Source organism: Streptosporangium longisporum, assembly GCF_039534895.1.
GTDB classification, from domain to species: domain Bacteria; phylum Actinomycetota; class Actinomycetes; order Streptosporangiales; family Streptosporangiaceae; genus Streptosporangium; species Streptosporangium longisporum.
The window spans coordinates 875,902-890,907 of record NZ_BAAAWD010000007.1 but is presented as its reverse complement, the minus strand read 5'-3'; the positions used below and the strand labels follow the sequence as shown (position 1 = coordinate 890,907).

At 69.8% G+C, this 15,006-nt stretch carries 9 protein-coding genes; 6 read left to right on the top strand and 3 right to left on the bottom strand.

The window, feature by feature from the left end:
• Positions 1–55 precede the first annotated feature (55 nt).
• Positions 56–2,476, bottom strand: a complete 2,421-nt coding sequence (locus ABD832_RS16985) for a ricin-type beta-trefoil lectin domain protein (RefSeq protein ID WP_344895684.1) — start codon at positions 2,474–2,476, stop codon at positions 56–58.
• A gap of 1,124 nt (positions 2,477–3,600) precedes the next feature.
• Between ABD832_RS16985 and ABD832_RS16980 the strand changes: the two genes are divergently transcribed.
• The 4 genes from ABD832_RS16980 (at position 3,601) to ABD832_RS16965 (ending at position 9,746) form a co-directional block, all read left to right on the top strand.
• Complete coding sequence (locus tag ABD832_RS16980) at positions 3,601–5,160, top strand: arabinofuranosidase catalytic domain-containing protein (RefSeq protein ID WP_344895682.1); 1,560 nt, start codon at positions 3,601–3,603, stop codon at positions 5,158–5,160.
• A 429-nt stretch (positions 5,161–5,589) separates the two neighbouring features.
• The gene (locus ABD832_RS16975) at positions 5,590–6,720 is read left to right on the top strand and encodes an RICIN domain-containing protein (RefSeq protein WP_344895680.1); all 1,131 of its coding nucleotides are present in this window, start codon (positions 5,590–5,592) and stop codon (positions 6,718–6,720) included.
• A 32-nt stretch (positions 6,721–6,752) separates the two neighbouring features.
• Positions 6,753–7,718: a FadR/GntR family transcriptional regulator gene (locus ABD832_RS16970; protein ID WP_344895678.1), complete on the top strand. Its 966-nt coding sequence runs from the start codon at positions 6,753–6,755 to the stop codon at positions 7,716–7,718.
• A gap of 1,170 nt (positions 7,719–8,888) precedes the next feature.
• Positions 8,889–9,746, top strand: coding sequence for an SAM-dependent methyltransferase (locus ABD832_RS16965; RefSeq protein ID WP_344895675.1), 858 nt, complete (start codon positions 8,889–8,891; stop codon positions 9,744–9,746).
• Between the two features lie 152 nt (positions 9,747–9,898).
• Here the strand turns inward: ABD832_RS16965 and ABD832_RS16960 are convergent, their stop codons facing one another.
• Positions 9,899–11,671, bottom strand: a complete 1,773-nt coding sequence (locus tag ABD832_RS16960) for a family 43 glycosylhydrolase (protein ID WP_344895997.1) — start codon at positions 11,669–11,671, stop codon at positions 9,899–9,901.
• Between the two features lie 573 nt (positions 11,672–12,244).
• Between ABD832_RS16960 and ABD832_RS16955 the strand changes: the two genes are divergently transcribed.
• Positions 12,245–13,270 carry a substrate-binding domain-containing protein gene (locus tag ABD832_RS16955; protein WP_344895672.1) on the top strand — a complete coding sequence of 342 codons (1,026 nt, stop codon included), beginning with the start codon at positions 12,245–12,247 and terminating at the stop codon, positions 13,268–13,270.
• A gap of 62 nt (positions 13,271–13,332) precedes the next feature.
• On the opposite strand, the gene ABD832_RS16950 is transcribed toward ABD832_RS16955, so the two are convergent.
• Positions 13,333–14,133 carry an isocitrate lyase/PEP mutase family protein gene (locus ABD832_RS16950; RefSeq protein WP_344895669.1) on the bottom strand — a complete coding sequence of 267 codons (801 nt, stop codon included), beginning with the start codon at positions 14,131–14,133 and terminating at the stop codon, positions 13,333–13,335.
• Between the two features lie 239 nt (positions 14,134–14,372).
• On the opposite strand from ABD832_RS16950, the gene ABD832_RS16945 reads away from it, so the two are divergent.
• Positions 14,373–14,960, top strand: a complete 588-nt coding sequence (locus tag ABD832_RS16945) for a TetR/AcrR family transcriptional regulator (protein ID WP_344895666.1) — start codon at positions 14,373–14,375, stop codon at positions 14,958–14,960.
• Positions 14,961–15,006 lie beyond the last annotated feature (46 nt).

Sequence of the window (15,006 nt, the reverse complement as noted above, 5' to 3'; positions counted from 1 at the left end):
GTTCTCCTTTCTCATGATGGACGGCGGGGGCAGGTGCCCCCGCCGTCCGCGGATGTCAGCCGCGGGTCCACTTCTGGTTGTTGGCGCCGGTGCAGGACCAGATCTGGACCTTGGTGCCGTTGGCGGTGCCGGATCCGGAGACGTCCAGGCACTTGTTCGCGCCGACGGCGGTGACGGTGCCGTCGGAGTTGAACCGCCACTTCTGGTTGTTCTGGCCGTTGCAGTCCCAGATGAGGACCGCGGTGCCGTCGGCGGTGCCGGCGGCGTTGACATCCAGGCACTTGTTGCCGTAGACCCGAAGCTCGCCCGCGGCGGTGGAGGTCCACTGCTGGTTGGCCTGGCCGTTGCAGTCCCAGATGAGCACGGTCGCGCCGTTGGTCCGGGAGGCGCCGTTGACGTCCAGGCACCGGCCCGAACCCACTCCCTTCAGCGGGCTCGCGTTCCCGGGCGTCGGGGTCGGCGTCGGGGTCGGCGTCGGGGTCGGCGTCACGCCGGTCCGGGGACCGGCCGCGGCCATCACGGCCTGGGCGCCCGACGGCCAGTTGCCGTTGGTGACGGTGACGTTGCCGCTGACCACGTTGCCGCGGTCGCCGTTGGTCACGTTCGTGGCGCTGTTGCTCGTCCAGTTGTTGACGACGGTCCAGGTGCCCATGTTCTCGCCGCCCCAGTAGTTGGCGGTGGCCCAGGTGCCGATGGCGGAGAAGACGTTGTTCCTGACCGTGTAGTACTTGGAGCCCTCGTCGAAGTAGACCCCGAAGTAGCCGTTGGTCCGCAGGCAGTAGTTGTCGCTGATCACCGCGCCGGGGTTCCACGACAGCGTGTAGATGCAGCCGCCGTCGTTCATCTGCTGCATGACGTCGTGGACGTAGTTGCCGACGAGCCGGTTGTTGGAGGCGGTGGTCGGCGTGGTGTACCGCGGCTGGTAGTTGTACAGGCCGCGGTTGGCGTAGTTGTTGTTGCCGCCGGCGTCGTTGGCGCCCCAGCCGTACCCGATCGACATGCCGGTGTAGGGCATGTTGTAGACCTCGTTGTGGGCGACCAGGGAGCCGGTGACGTACGTGGTCAGGACCGACACGATGCCGCGGTAGTCCAGGCCGAGGTCGTGGATCCGGTTGTCGCTGACGGTGATGTCGCGGTTGACCATACGCTGGTCGCTCGGGTGGTGGGCGTCGGCGCGCACGCCGCCGACGACGATGCCCCCGGCCGAGCTGCGGGCGATCTCGGAGCGGGTGACGGTGATGCCGGCGGCGCCGAGACCCACACCGCTGGCGTGGGCGTTCGCGTCGTTGCCGATGCCCACGGCGGTCTGGCCCAGGTTCAGGAACCGGGAGTCGCTGACCGTGACGTTGTTGGCGGCCGAGATCTGGAGCGCGGCCGGCATCTGGAACCAGTTCGGCCGGGCGGCCTCGAACTGCGTGCAGCCGTTGTGGCAGGAGGAGAAGGCGGGCCAGTTCCAGTTGCCGGCGATGTAGGCGCCGGTCTGCTGGTCGACGAACCCCTGGTTGCCGCTGGGGCCCAGCCAGGTCGTGCCGGTGAACGTGATGCCACTGAGGGCGATGTGGTGCGCGGGCGCGTCGTAGGTCCCGCCCACGGCGAGCAGTGACTGCAGCACCGGCAGCTCGACGCTGACGGTGCTCATGTTCTGGCCCGCGGCCGGGATGTAGTACAGGACGCCGGTCGCGGGATTGATGTACCACTCACCCGGGGAGTCGAGGAACTCGTAGGCGTTGGTCAGGTAGAGCGGGCCCGCGCGGTGCGGCTGGGTGAAGGTGTCGTAGCCGAAGTTGTTGTTGTTCCAGGCGGGCTGCTGCATCGTGATCAGGTTGCCGCTGATGCTCTGGACCGGGGAGTACCGGTCGGTGAACGAGCCGACGCTCTCCATCTCGATCCGGTTCTGACCGGCCAGGGTGTTGAGATAGCTCAGGGCACCGTTGGTGAACCTCATCCCGGTGCTGCTCGCGGTGAAGTCCGCCCGGTTCACCTGGGTGCGCGCGCGGGTGGCGGCGACGCCGTCGACGTACAGCTGCCGGGTGTCGATGCCGGTGCCCACGCTGGCCCGCCAGATGTTCCTGGCGGGGTCGGCCTGCGTCCATCCGGTCACCGCCCTCGCGCCGCTGATGACGGGACGGGCGCCCGCGGCGGCCTGCCACCTGACGGTGTGGCCGTTGTTGCCGGAGTCGGCCGCGGTCAGCCGCATCGGCGCCGCCGGCCGGTACACCCCGTCGGCCAGCTCGACGACGATGTCGCCGGACATGGCCGCGTTCAGCGAACGTACCGCCGTCTGGGCCGCGGACAGTGAGCACGGCTGGGCCGAGGTGCAGGTGGTGCCCGTGCCGGAGGGGGCGGCGTACAGGGTCGTGACGGCCGCCAGGGCCGAGGTCGCCGGGACGATGAAGGCGAATGCCGCGGCCAGCACCCCGGTGACGAGACCGATCACGGCCGTTCTGAGCGCCGTGACGCGCGAGGGTAAGTGCACGGTGGATCCTTGTCGGCTATGGGGGGTGTTGTCGGGTCCGCCCCTGACGTGTCAGGCGGTGGGCCCTCCCTGGGCATGGCGATCACCGGACGGGGAGCGCGCGGCGAGGGCCGGTGCCGCGACGGCGGCTCCGGGACGGGGGATCATGCGGATCGGCGGCCGCGGTGACCGTGGGCGATCACCTGGTGAGGGGCCCGCGGTGCCGTGCCGTCACGGCGTCGGCGGGGGCGTCCGCACCGGATCACGAGCGGTCCGGTCGGCGTGGGGGGTCGGGTCGGTCACGTTCATCTCCAAAAGACGGCACGCCTCACCGTGAACACCACCGGGAACGCGTGGCGAACGAGGCTGTGGATGTGTGGTGGACCACGGTGTGGAGGTCACCGATGCGCCTCCGCACCCCGCCTTTGTGATCCGGCCGGGAGGTCCTCGCGGGAGCGCCGTCTCCCGGGACCTCGTTACCCATTACGTTCGCCGCGCCGATACCTGTCAAGGCTTTAAGCACACTTATTTCGTCCCGCGCACACGATGGTTCGAGGCGCTGTGAATCGATATAACGGGCTCACCAGCGACGATATGGAAGAACCCTTTCGTTGGACCGGTCCGGTCCGGATGAACCGTTCACATGTGTCGTACTGACCCGGGTCCGAATTCCCGGGGACGGCCGCGTCCTGACACCCGGTCCGGTGCGGTGGTCACGTCGGTTCCGACGATCCCCGGCCCGGGTGCGACGGTCCTGGCCGCCGCGGACGGCGCCGGGGGTCCGACGGCCTGCGGGAGCCGTGAGGAACCGCTCCGCCGTCCCGGCCGGACGGTGGGACGCCGCCGGGAACGAGCCGCGGGTGAACGTTTCATCGGCCTCGATCGGCGGCGTCGCTGGCCGGGCACCGTACGGAGGGGTCCCCGGGGCCGGCGGGAAGGGCCGTGACTTGACAGGTGATCCGCCGCCTGTATGTGCTTCGCCGTACACGACCTCTCGTCCGCCCGGTGGATCGTCGCCGTCGTCGAATCGATTCGACCAGGTGGTGAGCGGTGTTCCGGGCTTCCTCCATCGGCCGCGCGAGCCCGTACCGCCTCCGGGCGCCCGCGCGGTGCCCCGCGGCCTCCGGCTCACGACCGTCTTCGTCATGCCCTACCCCGAGGAGTACGACATGCAGCCCTTCCCCGACCACCCGGCGCATCGTCCGGCACGAAGGCGGAGCTCTCGATCGGCCGCCGTCGCGGCCGTCGTGGCGGCACTGGCGACCGTGCTGGCGACCGTCCTGACCTGGTCGGCACCGGCCTCGGCGGCGACCACCCCGCTGATCGGCACGGCCTCGGGCCGCTGCCTGGACGTCAACGGCGCCTCCCAGGCCAACGGCGCCACGGTGAACATCTGGGACTGCAACAGCCAGCCCAACCAGCAGTGGACCTCCACCACCGCGCAGGAGCTGCGCGTCTACGGCGGCAAGTGCCTGGACGTCAACGCCGCGGGCACCGCCGACGGCACCGCGGTGCTCATCTGGGACTGCAACGGACAGAACAACCAGAAGTGGCGCCTGAACGCCGACGGCACCATCACCGCCCTCGGCTCGAACAAGTGCCTGGACGTGTCCGGCTACGGCACCGCCAACGGCACCAAGGTTCACATCTGGACCTGCCACGGCGGCACCAACCAGAAGTGGACCACCGGCACCCAGCCCAGCCCGACGCCCACCACGACGCCCACCCCGCCGCCGCCCGGCGCGCGCGCGTGCGACATCTACGCCTCGGGCGGCACGCCGTGCGTGGCCGCGCACAGCACGACCCGGGCGCTCTACGGCGCCTATGCCGGCAACCTCTACCAGGTCAGGCGCTCCTCGGACAGCTCCACCCGGAACATCGCCGTCCTGGCGGCGGGCGGGACCGCCAACGCCGCGGCCCAGGACTCCTTCTGCGCCGGCACCGCGTGCGTCATCACGGTCGTGTACGACCAGTCCGGCCGCGGCAACGACCTGTGGTACCAGGGGTCCAGCGTGGTCCCCGGCTCCCCGCAGAGCAGGCCCGCGACCGCGACCACCGAGTCGCTCACCGTCGGCGGGAGCAAGGCCTACTCCCTCTACATCAACCCCGGCAACAGCTACTGGCGGGACGGCCACCTGACGGGGGTCCCCACCGGCAGCGCACCCGAGGGCATGTACATGGTCACCAGCGGCACCCACGTCAACAACGGCTGCTGCTTCGACTACGGCAACAGCGAGACGACCCGCAAGGCCGACGCCGCCGGGGCCATGGACGCCATCAACTTCAGCACCCAGTGCTGGTTCGGCGGCTGCCAGGGAAGCGGTCCCTGGGTGCAGGCCGACCTGGAGTGGGGTCTCTTCCCCGGTGGCAGCCAGTCGTGGAACCCCAACCAGAGGGCCTTCCCCCACAAGTTCGTCACCGCCACGCTGAAGAACAACGGCACGACCCGGTTCGCCATCAAGGGCAGCAACGCCCAGTCCGGGAGCCTGTACACCCTGTACGACGGCTCGCTGCCCAACGGGTACAGCCCGATGAAGAAGCAGGGGGCCATCATCCTGGGCAGTGGCGGCGACTGCTGCAAGCCCGACGGCGGCGCCAACCTCAGCGCGGGCACCTTCTACGAGGGGGCCATGGTCGCCGGGTACCCCTCCGACGCCACGGAGAACGCCGTCCAGGCCGACGTCGTCGCCGCCGGGTATCGCTGATCGCACCGGTCCGCCGCCGGCCGCCCGCTTCCCCGGGGACGCGGGCGTCCGGCGGCGGAGGCAGCGGCGGCGGGGCGGGGGCGGCGGGTGGAACTTTCATCGCGCCGGTACGTCCCGCCAGGTGGGCGGCCCTCGAAGCCCCTGCTCTCCGGGTACCACCCAGCACATCGGATTTCCACGATGTTTCGCACTCTTGACGCCCTCCGTCTTCCCGGTGTTTACTCCACCTCATCCGCCGATGTTCGTCCGGAAGACACCATCCCGTAGATGTTAACGCTAACACCTTCTCGTCTCATCAATTAAGGCCGAATGCGTTCCCGGCAGGCAGATCCGCCGACTGCGGCCGGGAACGACGAAAGACTTTCAGCGTCTCCTGGCTCACCGCGCCGGTCGTAAGCCATTGCTCTCAGTTCCCGAAGAAGGTTGGGCATGCTTAATTGGAAACGGTTGGTCTCCGCGGCGCTGGGAGCCGTGACGATTCTCGTCCTGACGGTGGGGGTGACGGCGACGTCCGCCGGCGCCGAGTCCAACGGCGGGGTGCGCGTCATGCCGCTGGGTGACTCGATCACCGAGGGCACCCAGGTGCCGGGCGGGTACCGCATCGGCCTGTGGCAGCGTCTCGCCGCCGGCCGGTACACCGTCGACTTCGTCGGTTCGCAGTTCAACGGGCCGGGCTCGCTGGGCGACCACGACCACCAGGGGCACCCCGGCTGGCGCATCGACCAGATCGACGCGAACATCACCGGCTGGGCACGGACCCACAACCCGCGCACGGTGCTGCTGCACATCGGCACCAACGACATCCTGCAGAACTACAACGTGGCCGGTGCGCCCCAGCGGCTGTCCACCCTGATCGACCGCATCACGGCGACCGTGCCGGAAGCGGACGTGTTCGTCGCCACCATCATCCCGCTGTCCAACGCCGGTCAGGCGGCCGCCGCCCGTACCTTCAACGCGGCCGTCCCCGGCATCGTGCAGGCCAAGGTCAACAGCGGCAGGCGCGTCCACCTGGTCGACATGCACTCCAAGCTGACCACGTCCGACCTGATCGACGGCATCCACCCCACCGCCGGTGGCTACGACAAGATGGCCGCCGCCTGGTACGCGGCGCTCCAGGCCGTCCCCGGCAGCATCGGCCAGCCCGGTGCCACCCCCAGCCCGACCCCGTCCTCCCCCGCGGGCCCGATCCGCGGCGTGGCCTCCGGCCGCTGCCTGGACGTGGCGAACGTCTCCCAGGCCAACGGCGCCGCCACGCAGCTCTGGGACTGCAACGGCCGGTCCAACCAGCAGTGGGCCTCCACCGCCGCCGGTGAGCTGCGCGTCTACGGCGGCAAGTGCCTGGACGTCAACGCCGCGGGCACCGCCGACGGCACCGCGGTGCTCATCTGGGACTGCAACGGACAGAACAACCAGAAATGGCGCCTCAACGCCGACGGCACCGTCACCGCCCTCGGCTCGAACAAGTGCCTGGACGTCTCCGCCTACGGCACCGCCAACGGCAGCAAGATCCAGATTTGGACCTGCCACGGCGGCACCAACCAGAAATGGGCCCGCGCCTGACACCGCCTGACACCGCCTGACACCCAAGGTCCGTGAACGCCCCCGCCGGGAGCCCCGACGCTCCCGGCGGGGGCGAACCGCCGTTGATCACCCCGTCGGCGGGGACGGACCGTCGTCGACCACCCCGTCCCCGCGGACCGGAGAAGAACACTTTCGCGCCGCCCCGCCCGGCCGGACGGGTACGGCGGAGCGAATGCGCGCCGCTACGCGCTGCGCCAGGTCGTACTCTTGGACACGTGGCAGAGGAAACAGACGGCGCGAGTGAAACTCCGCGCGCAACGGGTTATCGGCCGGGGTATGAAGTGGCCGCGGAGCGAGTGCTGGAGCTGATCACTCAAATGGGCCTGCAGCCCGGTGATCGGATGCCCACCGAGAATGAGCTCGCCCGTCAGCTGGGAACCAGCCGGACGGTCGTGCGCGAGGCGGTGAAAATACTCTCGGCACTGGGCCGGGTACGTGCTCAGAAAGGCCGTGGCCTCTATGTGGCCGCGGATGAGGGAATGCTCGGAAGCGGTCACTGGGCCTCTTCCTTCCTGCCCACGGACCTCGATCACGTCTACATGCTCTTCGAGTTCCGCCGTACCCAGGAGATGGAGACGAGCCGGCTGGCCGCGCGCCGTGCCACGCCTGCGGAACTGGGCGACATAGAAAAGGCCGCCGGGCGCTGCCGCCACGGGTTCGAGATCGGACGCGAGGACATTTTCAACGAAGGCGACGACGCCTTCCACACCGCGATCGCCGTCGCCTCGCACAACATGTTCCTGCAGGCGGCGGTACGGGAGGCCCGCCGGCTTCAGGCCCAGTCCAGCATCATCGGGCTACGCGGTTCCATCGGCGGGCACGGGGCCAAGGCCGTCGAGGAGCACGAGGCCATCCACCGGGCGATACGCATGGGTGACGCGGAGGCCGCGGCCCAGGCGGCGGCGGTGCACATAGACAACACGCTGGAGGACTACCGCAAGGAGATCCAGCAGCGCATCTTCTCGCCGGTCCAGTGACCCTCGTGGTCGTTCTCGTCCCTGCTTCGGCGAGCGGGGTGCGGCCGCACTCGCCGAAGCAGGAACCGTGATCCACCCTGTTGAGCACACGCGGCCCACGGTCACGTCGCACATGTGATCCGTGTCGTCGTCGAGTGACCGGGACCGCGTTCGTTCACCGTCGACGGCGCATTTTTCTTTTTCGCCGTACGATCACAAAAAATGTCATCGCATGACGGTTCTTCCCACCAATGCGCCGCCGACGGCGAAGGCGACGTCTCCTCGCCGACTCCACCAGACCGGGAGGAACGGCCGCCAGGGACAGTCTGGAAACCATTCCAAGGCCATGTCAAGCTGAATGAAATTCCGGCCGGATCGATCGTCGCTTCCGGCGGACATCCGCCGGGGCGGCCCGGCGCACCTCGCCGGACGGGGATTTCCGGGTCCGTCGCCGTGCCTGACCGGTGTGTCCTGCGAGAACGAGCGGAAAATGTGTCCGATCAATCCTCTGTCGCACGGCCGGTAAGTATGGGATTGCAGAGGATGCGCCGGGATGAAAGTTTCAGCGATCCCGCAGGGCCGTCCCGCCCTCGGCGCTCCCCGTGAGCCCGGCTGCGGGACCCGCGACCTCGGGGTCCCGCCTTCACGGGTGGCGGCGGCACCCCTGTCCGGCATCGGACAGGGGTGGTTCACCGCTCCGCTCGCGGCCTCCGCGCCGGGAGCGATGAGCGGGCCTTCGGCCACCGCACGTCCGGCGGCCGGGAGCTCACCCCGCGGGTACGCGGGAACGAGCACCTGCGGCCTGCCAGCGCCTCGCGAGCTGCGGCATCCGCCATGGACGGAACGACGGGACCGGTGGTCGACGGCCCCTCGGACGCCATGAATTCGCCCGTCAAGGAGCGAATCACTTTCTCGCGTCATGAAAATCGCGCGTTTCCAGGCGGGAGCGCGGGCGGCACGGACCTCGTCGGCGAACATGCCCTCCGAGCGGATTCCCCGTCGGCGCCACGGGGGAATCTTCCCAGGCCGGACCGCATTCATCCGCCGGACGGCCCTTCGGCCGTCCGGCGCCGGACGGAGAATCAGAACATGATCTTTGCGCGACGAATCATGGAGTGACGGGTTACAGTGATCGAACGTTACGCCTCCAGCGCCGATCGTGTCGGTGGAGGCCCATCCTCTGGAGTACCGATGACCGATACCACGAATGGTCTGAGTGCGCAGGCGACCGACGATCGGCCACCGAGCGCGCGGATCGACCCGACGATTCCCCACCCGGCACGCATTTACGATTACCTGCTGGGCGGCAAGGACCATTTCGCCGCCGACCGCGAGGCGGCGGAACAGCTCGTCAGGGTCTCACCCGGCACACGTGAGGGCGTACGCGCCCATCGGGCCTTTCTTCGGCGCGTCGTCCGGTATCTCGCCGAGGAGACCGGGACCACGCAGTTCCTGGACATCGGCACCGGCATCCCCACCCAGGGAAACACCCACGAGATCGCCCAGGGCGTGAATCCCGCGTCCCGCGTGGCCTATGTCGACAACGACCCCATCGTCCTGGCCCATGGGCGGGCGCTCCTGACCAGCAGCGAAGAGGGAATGACGACGGTGATCGAGGCCGACCTCCGGGACCCCGACCGGATTCTTTCGGACCCGCAGGTCAATGAGGTCATCGATTTCGACCGGCCGGTCGCGCTCGTCATGGCCGGTGTCCTGCACTTCGTCACCGACGACGACGGACCCGCCGCAATGATCGAGCGATACAAGGCGGCCGTGCCGTCCGGAAGCCATCTGCTGCTTTCCCACATAACGCTCGACTTCGCGCCCCAGGTGAACAGCGACGAATTCACCAAACCCTACGACAAGGGCACGGCACCCATGGTCCCGCGCACTCACGCGGAGATCGAAGGGTTCTTCCGGGACTGGACGATGGTGGATCCCGGCCTCGTCGAGGTGGTCGAGTGGCGTCCCGCCGAGGACGAGTACCGGGAGGCCATTCCCGGAGGCGGCCACGCCTGGGCGTACGGCGGGCTGGCCGTCAAGCCGTAGAGACCGGTACCGCGGCGTCGCGAACCGCACCGGCCCACCCCCCGGACGATGTTTTTCCTCCCGTGCGGAGCCGTCGTTATGTTAACGCTAACAACGTACGGCCTCCGGAGGCTCGGGGCCTCCGGAGGCTCACGTCCACCGGACGTTCACGGCTACTCGAAGGAGACGTCGTCCATGAGGAAGGAGTCGGTTCCCGAGGCGGTCTCGACGTAGAACCTCGCGCCGGTCAGGGTTCCGGTCCAGGACACGGTCGCCGTTCCGGTCAGCCGGGTCCAGCCGTTCGTGTTCGCCGTGGCGGCCGGGGTCAGCGCGACGTAGCTCGTCGTGCCGCCGGCCGTGACCGCCAGGGTCGCCCGCACGTCGGGGGTGCCGGTCTGGGAGCGGACCCACACGCCGGTGGTGTAGCTCTTCCCGTTGGTCAGCTTGCCGGTGACGTCCTGGCTGGGGCCGTTCCACGAGGCGGTGCGGCCGGTGCTGGCCAGCGACTGCGACCCGCCGTGGGCGGTGCCGCTGGAGGCCACCGTGCCGCCGAAGGCGGTCCAGCCGGCGGTGCCGCTCTCCAGGGTGCCGTTCGTCAGCAGGTTCCCTCCGGGGGCGGCCGGGGTGAACTGCCACCAGTTCAGGTTCATCAGGTAACCGCTGCCACCGGTGAAACGCAGGTAGAGGTCGTGGGTGCCGGTCGCGCCGCTCACCGGGCAGGTGACGGTCGTCCAGGTCTGCCAGCCACCGGTGCCGGGGACGGTGCAGGTCCCGACGAGGGTGCCGGTGGCGCCGCCCAGGCGCAGCTCGATGCGTCCGCCACCGGTCCCCGACGCGACGCGGGCCGAGTACGAGGACGCGCCGCCACCGAACGCCACACCCTTCACCTTGATCCAGTCGCCGTTCTCGACGAACCCGACGTTCATCCCGCCCTCGCCCGCGGGCTCGGTCTCGATCCCGCTCCCCCAGGCGATCGTCTCCGCCTCCTGGCGGACGTACGGGTTCAGCGTGCCGATCTGCGGCGCGCCCGCCGCGGTCATGTTGATGGTCGGGATCGTGCCGTTGGCGTTGTAGGTGAACTTCTCCACCGCGACCGAGCGGGTGTAGCCGCTCCCGCCCGGGAGCGCGCCGTTGTGGTAGAAGAAGTACGAACCACCCTTGAAGTCGATCACACCGGCGTGGTTGGTGAAGCTGCCGCCCTGCCTGGGCATGATCGTTCCCCGGTACGTCCAGGGGCCGGTGACGCTGGGCGCGGTGGAGTAGGCGATGAACTCACCGCAGCACTCCGCGGCGAACACGTTGTAGTACAGGCCGTTGCGCTTGTAGATCCAGGGGCCTTCCTCATAAAGCGTCGGACGGCTCGCGTTCCCGGTGCGGGTCCCGAATCCCGCGGGGGTGAGCGGGACGTAGGTGATCCCGCCCGAGTACGAGATCATGTCGGCGTTCAGCCGGACGTACGCGAGGCGCGGGTTGCCCCAGTACAGGTAGGCCTGACCGTCGTCGTCGATGAACACGCTCGGGTCGATCTCACCGTTCTTGACCAGCGGGCGCCCGATGGCGTCGGTGAACGGGCCGGTGGGGCTGTCGGAGACCGCCACCCCGATCGCCATGGCTCCGGTGGCGCGCTCCTTCACCGGGACGTACCAGTAGAACTTGCCGTTGCGGTGGATGGCCTGTCCGGCCCAGGCGTCCGCGCTGGCCCAGCTGAAGGTGGAGACGCTCATCGGGGAGCCGTGGTCGGTCCAGTTCACCATGTCCTCGGAGGACCACACGCGCCAGTCCTTCATGGTGAAGTACGTCGAGCCGTCCTCGTCGTGACCGGTGTAGAGGTAGACCCGGCCGTTGTGGACCAGCGGTGCGGGGTCCGCGGTGTAGACGTGCTGGACGATGGGGTTGTCGGCTCGGGCCGATGCCGGTACGAGGGTCGTGGCCAGCAGCAGGACCACGAGTGTCAACAGGCGGAGTGCCGGTTTCACGGGCGTGCCTCTTTCCTTGCGGGAGCGTGGGGAGCCCGGGCGCGACCGCGTCGGCGCCCGGACCTGTCGACGATCAGCAGGGGAGTCGATCCGGACCGGCGGGACCGTCCGCCGGGGCGGCCGTCGTCATGAGAGCTCTCCCTTCGGGCGGGCGACCGGGAGGACGTCGTGCGGCCGATCGGGCACACGACTTTGTTAGCGTTAACATTCAACGTCCGACGGTCACCGGGACCATCGGGAAGCGCGTGTGTGGCGGAGTAGATCGAACGTCCCGCCGACGTGTCAACCGCCGTACCCGTCCGCGGCCGCCGGACAGATGTCACCAGGACATTTCGCAGTACGTTAGCGCCAGGCTCGTGAAACTTTCAAGGACGACCTCATCCGGCCGCCACGCGTCCCGGCACGTCCACCCGGACGGCGGCGGACCGCTCCGTCCACCGGCGGGAACGCGCGGATCGCGTCCTGCCTGCTGTTTCCGGGGGCTCGTCTCACCGATCGATAACTTCTCTTGACAGTAACTTAGCTACCCCCAACACTCCTGCCATGACTTCGGATCGACCGCGGATACGTGTGCGCAACATCGGCACCTGCGCCGGATCGACATCCGCGTCCCCGTCACGCAACCCCGCCCCCTCCTCCGACGACGGGCCGCGGCAGGCACCGGCCCACGTGATGGTGACGGGCGACACCGGCTCCCGGCCGCACCTGTCCGCGGACCTGCTGAGGTGGCGTCGTCCGGGGGTCATCGGCGTGGTCGGCATCGATTCCGCGCTGTACGGGCCCACCTCCATCCGGCACGGCATCGAGCGCGCGGCGCGGGCGGCCCACCTCATGGTCACCGTCCACAACGCGCCCGCCCACTCCGCGGCCGCGGTCGCGACCGGTATCGACGCCCTCCGGGAGCAGCTGGCCGAAGGCGTGATCGTCATAGCCCCGCTCCACCGGCCGGACATGGAGCCGGTGCCGGCCGACTTCCCGGTCGTCGACGCCGGAGGAGGCCTCGGAGGGCAGGTCCCCGTGACCGCGATCGACCAGCGGCGGGGCGCCGCGCGCGCGACCCGGCACCTGCTCGGCCTGGGTCACCGTACCGTGTGGCACATCGCCGGACCGTCGTCGTGGATCGACGCCACCGAACGCCTGGCCGGCTGGCGGGAGGCGCTGGAGGACGCGGGCCGGGAGGTACGCCCTCCCCTGACGGGAGACTGGACCGCGCGTTCCGGCTACCGGCTCGGCAGGTATCTCGCCCGGGACCACGACGTCACCGCGGTGTTCGCGGCCAACGACTCGATGGCCATCGGTCTGCTGCGCGCTCTGCGCGAGGCCGGCCGCCGCGTGCCCGAGGACGTCAGCGTGGTCGGCTTCGACGACCTGCCGGAGTCCTCCTACACCTGGCCCCCGCTGACCACCGTGCGGCAGAACTTCGCGGAGGTCGGCACGCAGGCCCTGCGCATGCTGCTGCGACGCATCGAGCGTCCGCTCACCGGGCGGGTCCGCGCGCACTTCCGCACGTCGGCGACGGTGAATCCCAAGATGGTGTTCCGGGCCAGCACCGGCCGCCCCGCTCGCTGACGCCCCGAGCGCGACGAAGCCGCTCCCGGTGCCGCCGTCCGGGAGCGCCGCGTGTCACCGTGTCAGAGCGTGAACGGGTTCTCGCCGGACGCGACGGCCGTGAACAGCGCCGCCCCGGCCTTGCCGTACAGGTGCCGCTGCAGCGACGGCCCGAAGCTCACCCGCGCGACGCCGAGCGCGGCGAGCTCGGCCAGCGACAGCTTCCCGCCGTACCCGACGTTGACCGGCCCGGACACGCCCTCGGTGAGCGCCCGGACCACGTCGGGAGCTCCGGCGGCGATCGGATAGACGCAGTCCGCGCCGGCCGCCAGGTAGCGGGCACCGCGCTCGAGGGTCGCGGCGAGCCGCTCCTGCGGTGACCCGGCCTGACGCAGGAACGAGTCCGTACGGGCGTTGACGACCAGGTCCACGCCCTGAGACCTGGCGGCCTCACGCACCGCGGCCAGGAAGTCCGCCTGCTCGCCGATGTCGATCATCTGCTCGGTGGACGGGTCGGAGTCCTCCAGGTTCAGCCCGACGGCCCCGGTCGCGGCGAGCCGCTCGACCAGCTCGGCCGGCGCGAGCCCGTATCCGCGCTCGAAGTCCACCGTCACCGGCAGGCTCACCGCGCGGACGATCCGCTCGGTCGCGGCCAGCACCTCCCGCACGGGCGTCGCCTCGCCGTCCTCGTAGCCGAGAACCGCCGCCGTGGCGGCGCTGCTCGTGGCCACGGCCCGGAAACCGGCCGCCTCGACCATCCGGGCCGAGGCCGCGTCCCAGGCGTTGGGCAGCACCAGCGGGTCGCCGATCACGTGCAGCGAGCGGAGCAGGGCGGCCTGGGTGGAGGGTGTGGCCGTCGTGGTCGTACCGGTCATGTCGCTCATGTCGTCCTTCACATATGGGGTCTGCCAGGTCGGAACACGGTGGGGGAAAACGGGCTTCCGGTGGTGCCACGCGGGTCCGGAGACCGGGTTCGCGATCGCTTCCGGCCGCGGGCCCTCGGCCGTGCACGGACCGGGGAACCGGCGCTCCGGACGGCCGGAACACCGTGAAATGTTAGGGATCGTTCCCTTGCGCTAGACTATAGGGAACGATCCCTAACATTGCAATCGGGAGGGGCACCGTGCAGAGAACCGCCGCGAAGACCAGGTCCCACGTGCTGCGGGTCGCGGGTGAGCTGTTCTACCGGAAGGGCATCCGGGCCACCGGCGTGGACCTCGTCGCCGCCGAGGCCGACGTCGCCCCGACGACCCTGTACCGGCTCTTCTCCTCCAAGGACGGGCTGGTGAGCGCCTACGTCGAGCGCACCCACCAGGACTTCGAGGAGGTGGTCGAGGCGGTGACGGAGACGGCGGGCCCCGACCCGCGCGACCAGATCCTGGCGATCTTCGACGCGGTCTTCGCCCAGGTGAGCTCCGAGCAGTACCGCGGCTGCCCGATGCTGATGGCGCTGGCCGAGTTCCCCGACGCCGACCTGCCCGCGCACCGCAGCGCGGTCGCGGCGAAGACCTGGTTCCGCGAGATCATGGGCGAGCTGACCGACCGGCTCGGGGCCGACGACCCCGGCGAGGTGGCCGACCACCTCACGCTGGTCTTCGAGGGCCTGCACGCGTCGGGCCAGTCGCTCGGCCCGCAGGGCCCCGCCCGCCGGGCGCGGAGCCTGGTCGAGCTGATCCTCTCGGCCGCCGCACCGCGACCGGGCACGCCGTGAGGCACCCGGTCATGAGCACGTCAATATGACAGCGGTCATACGTGAC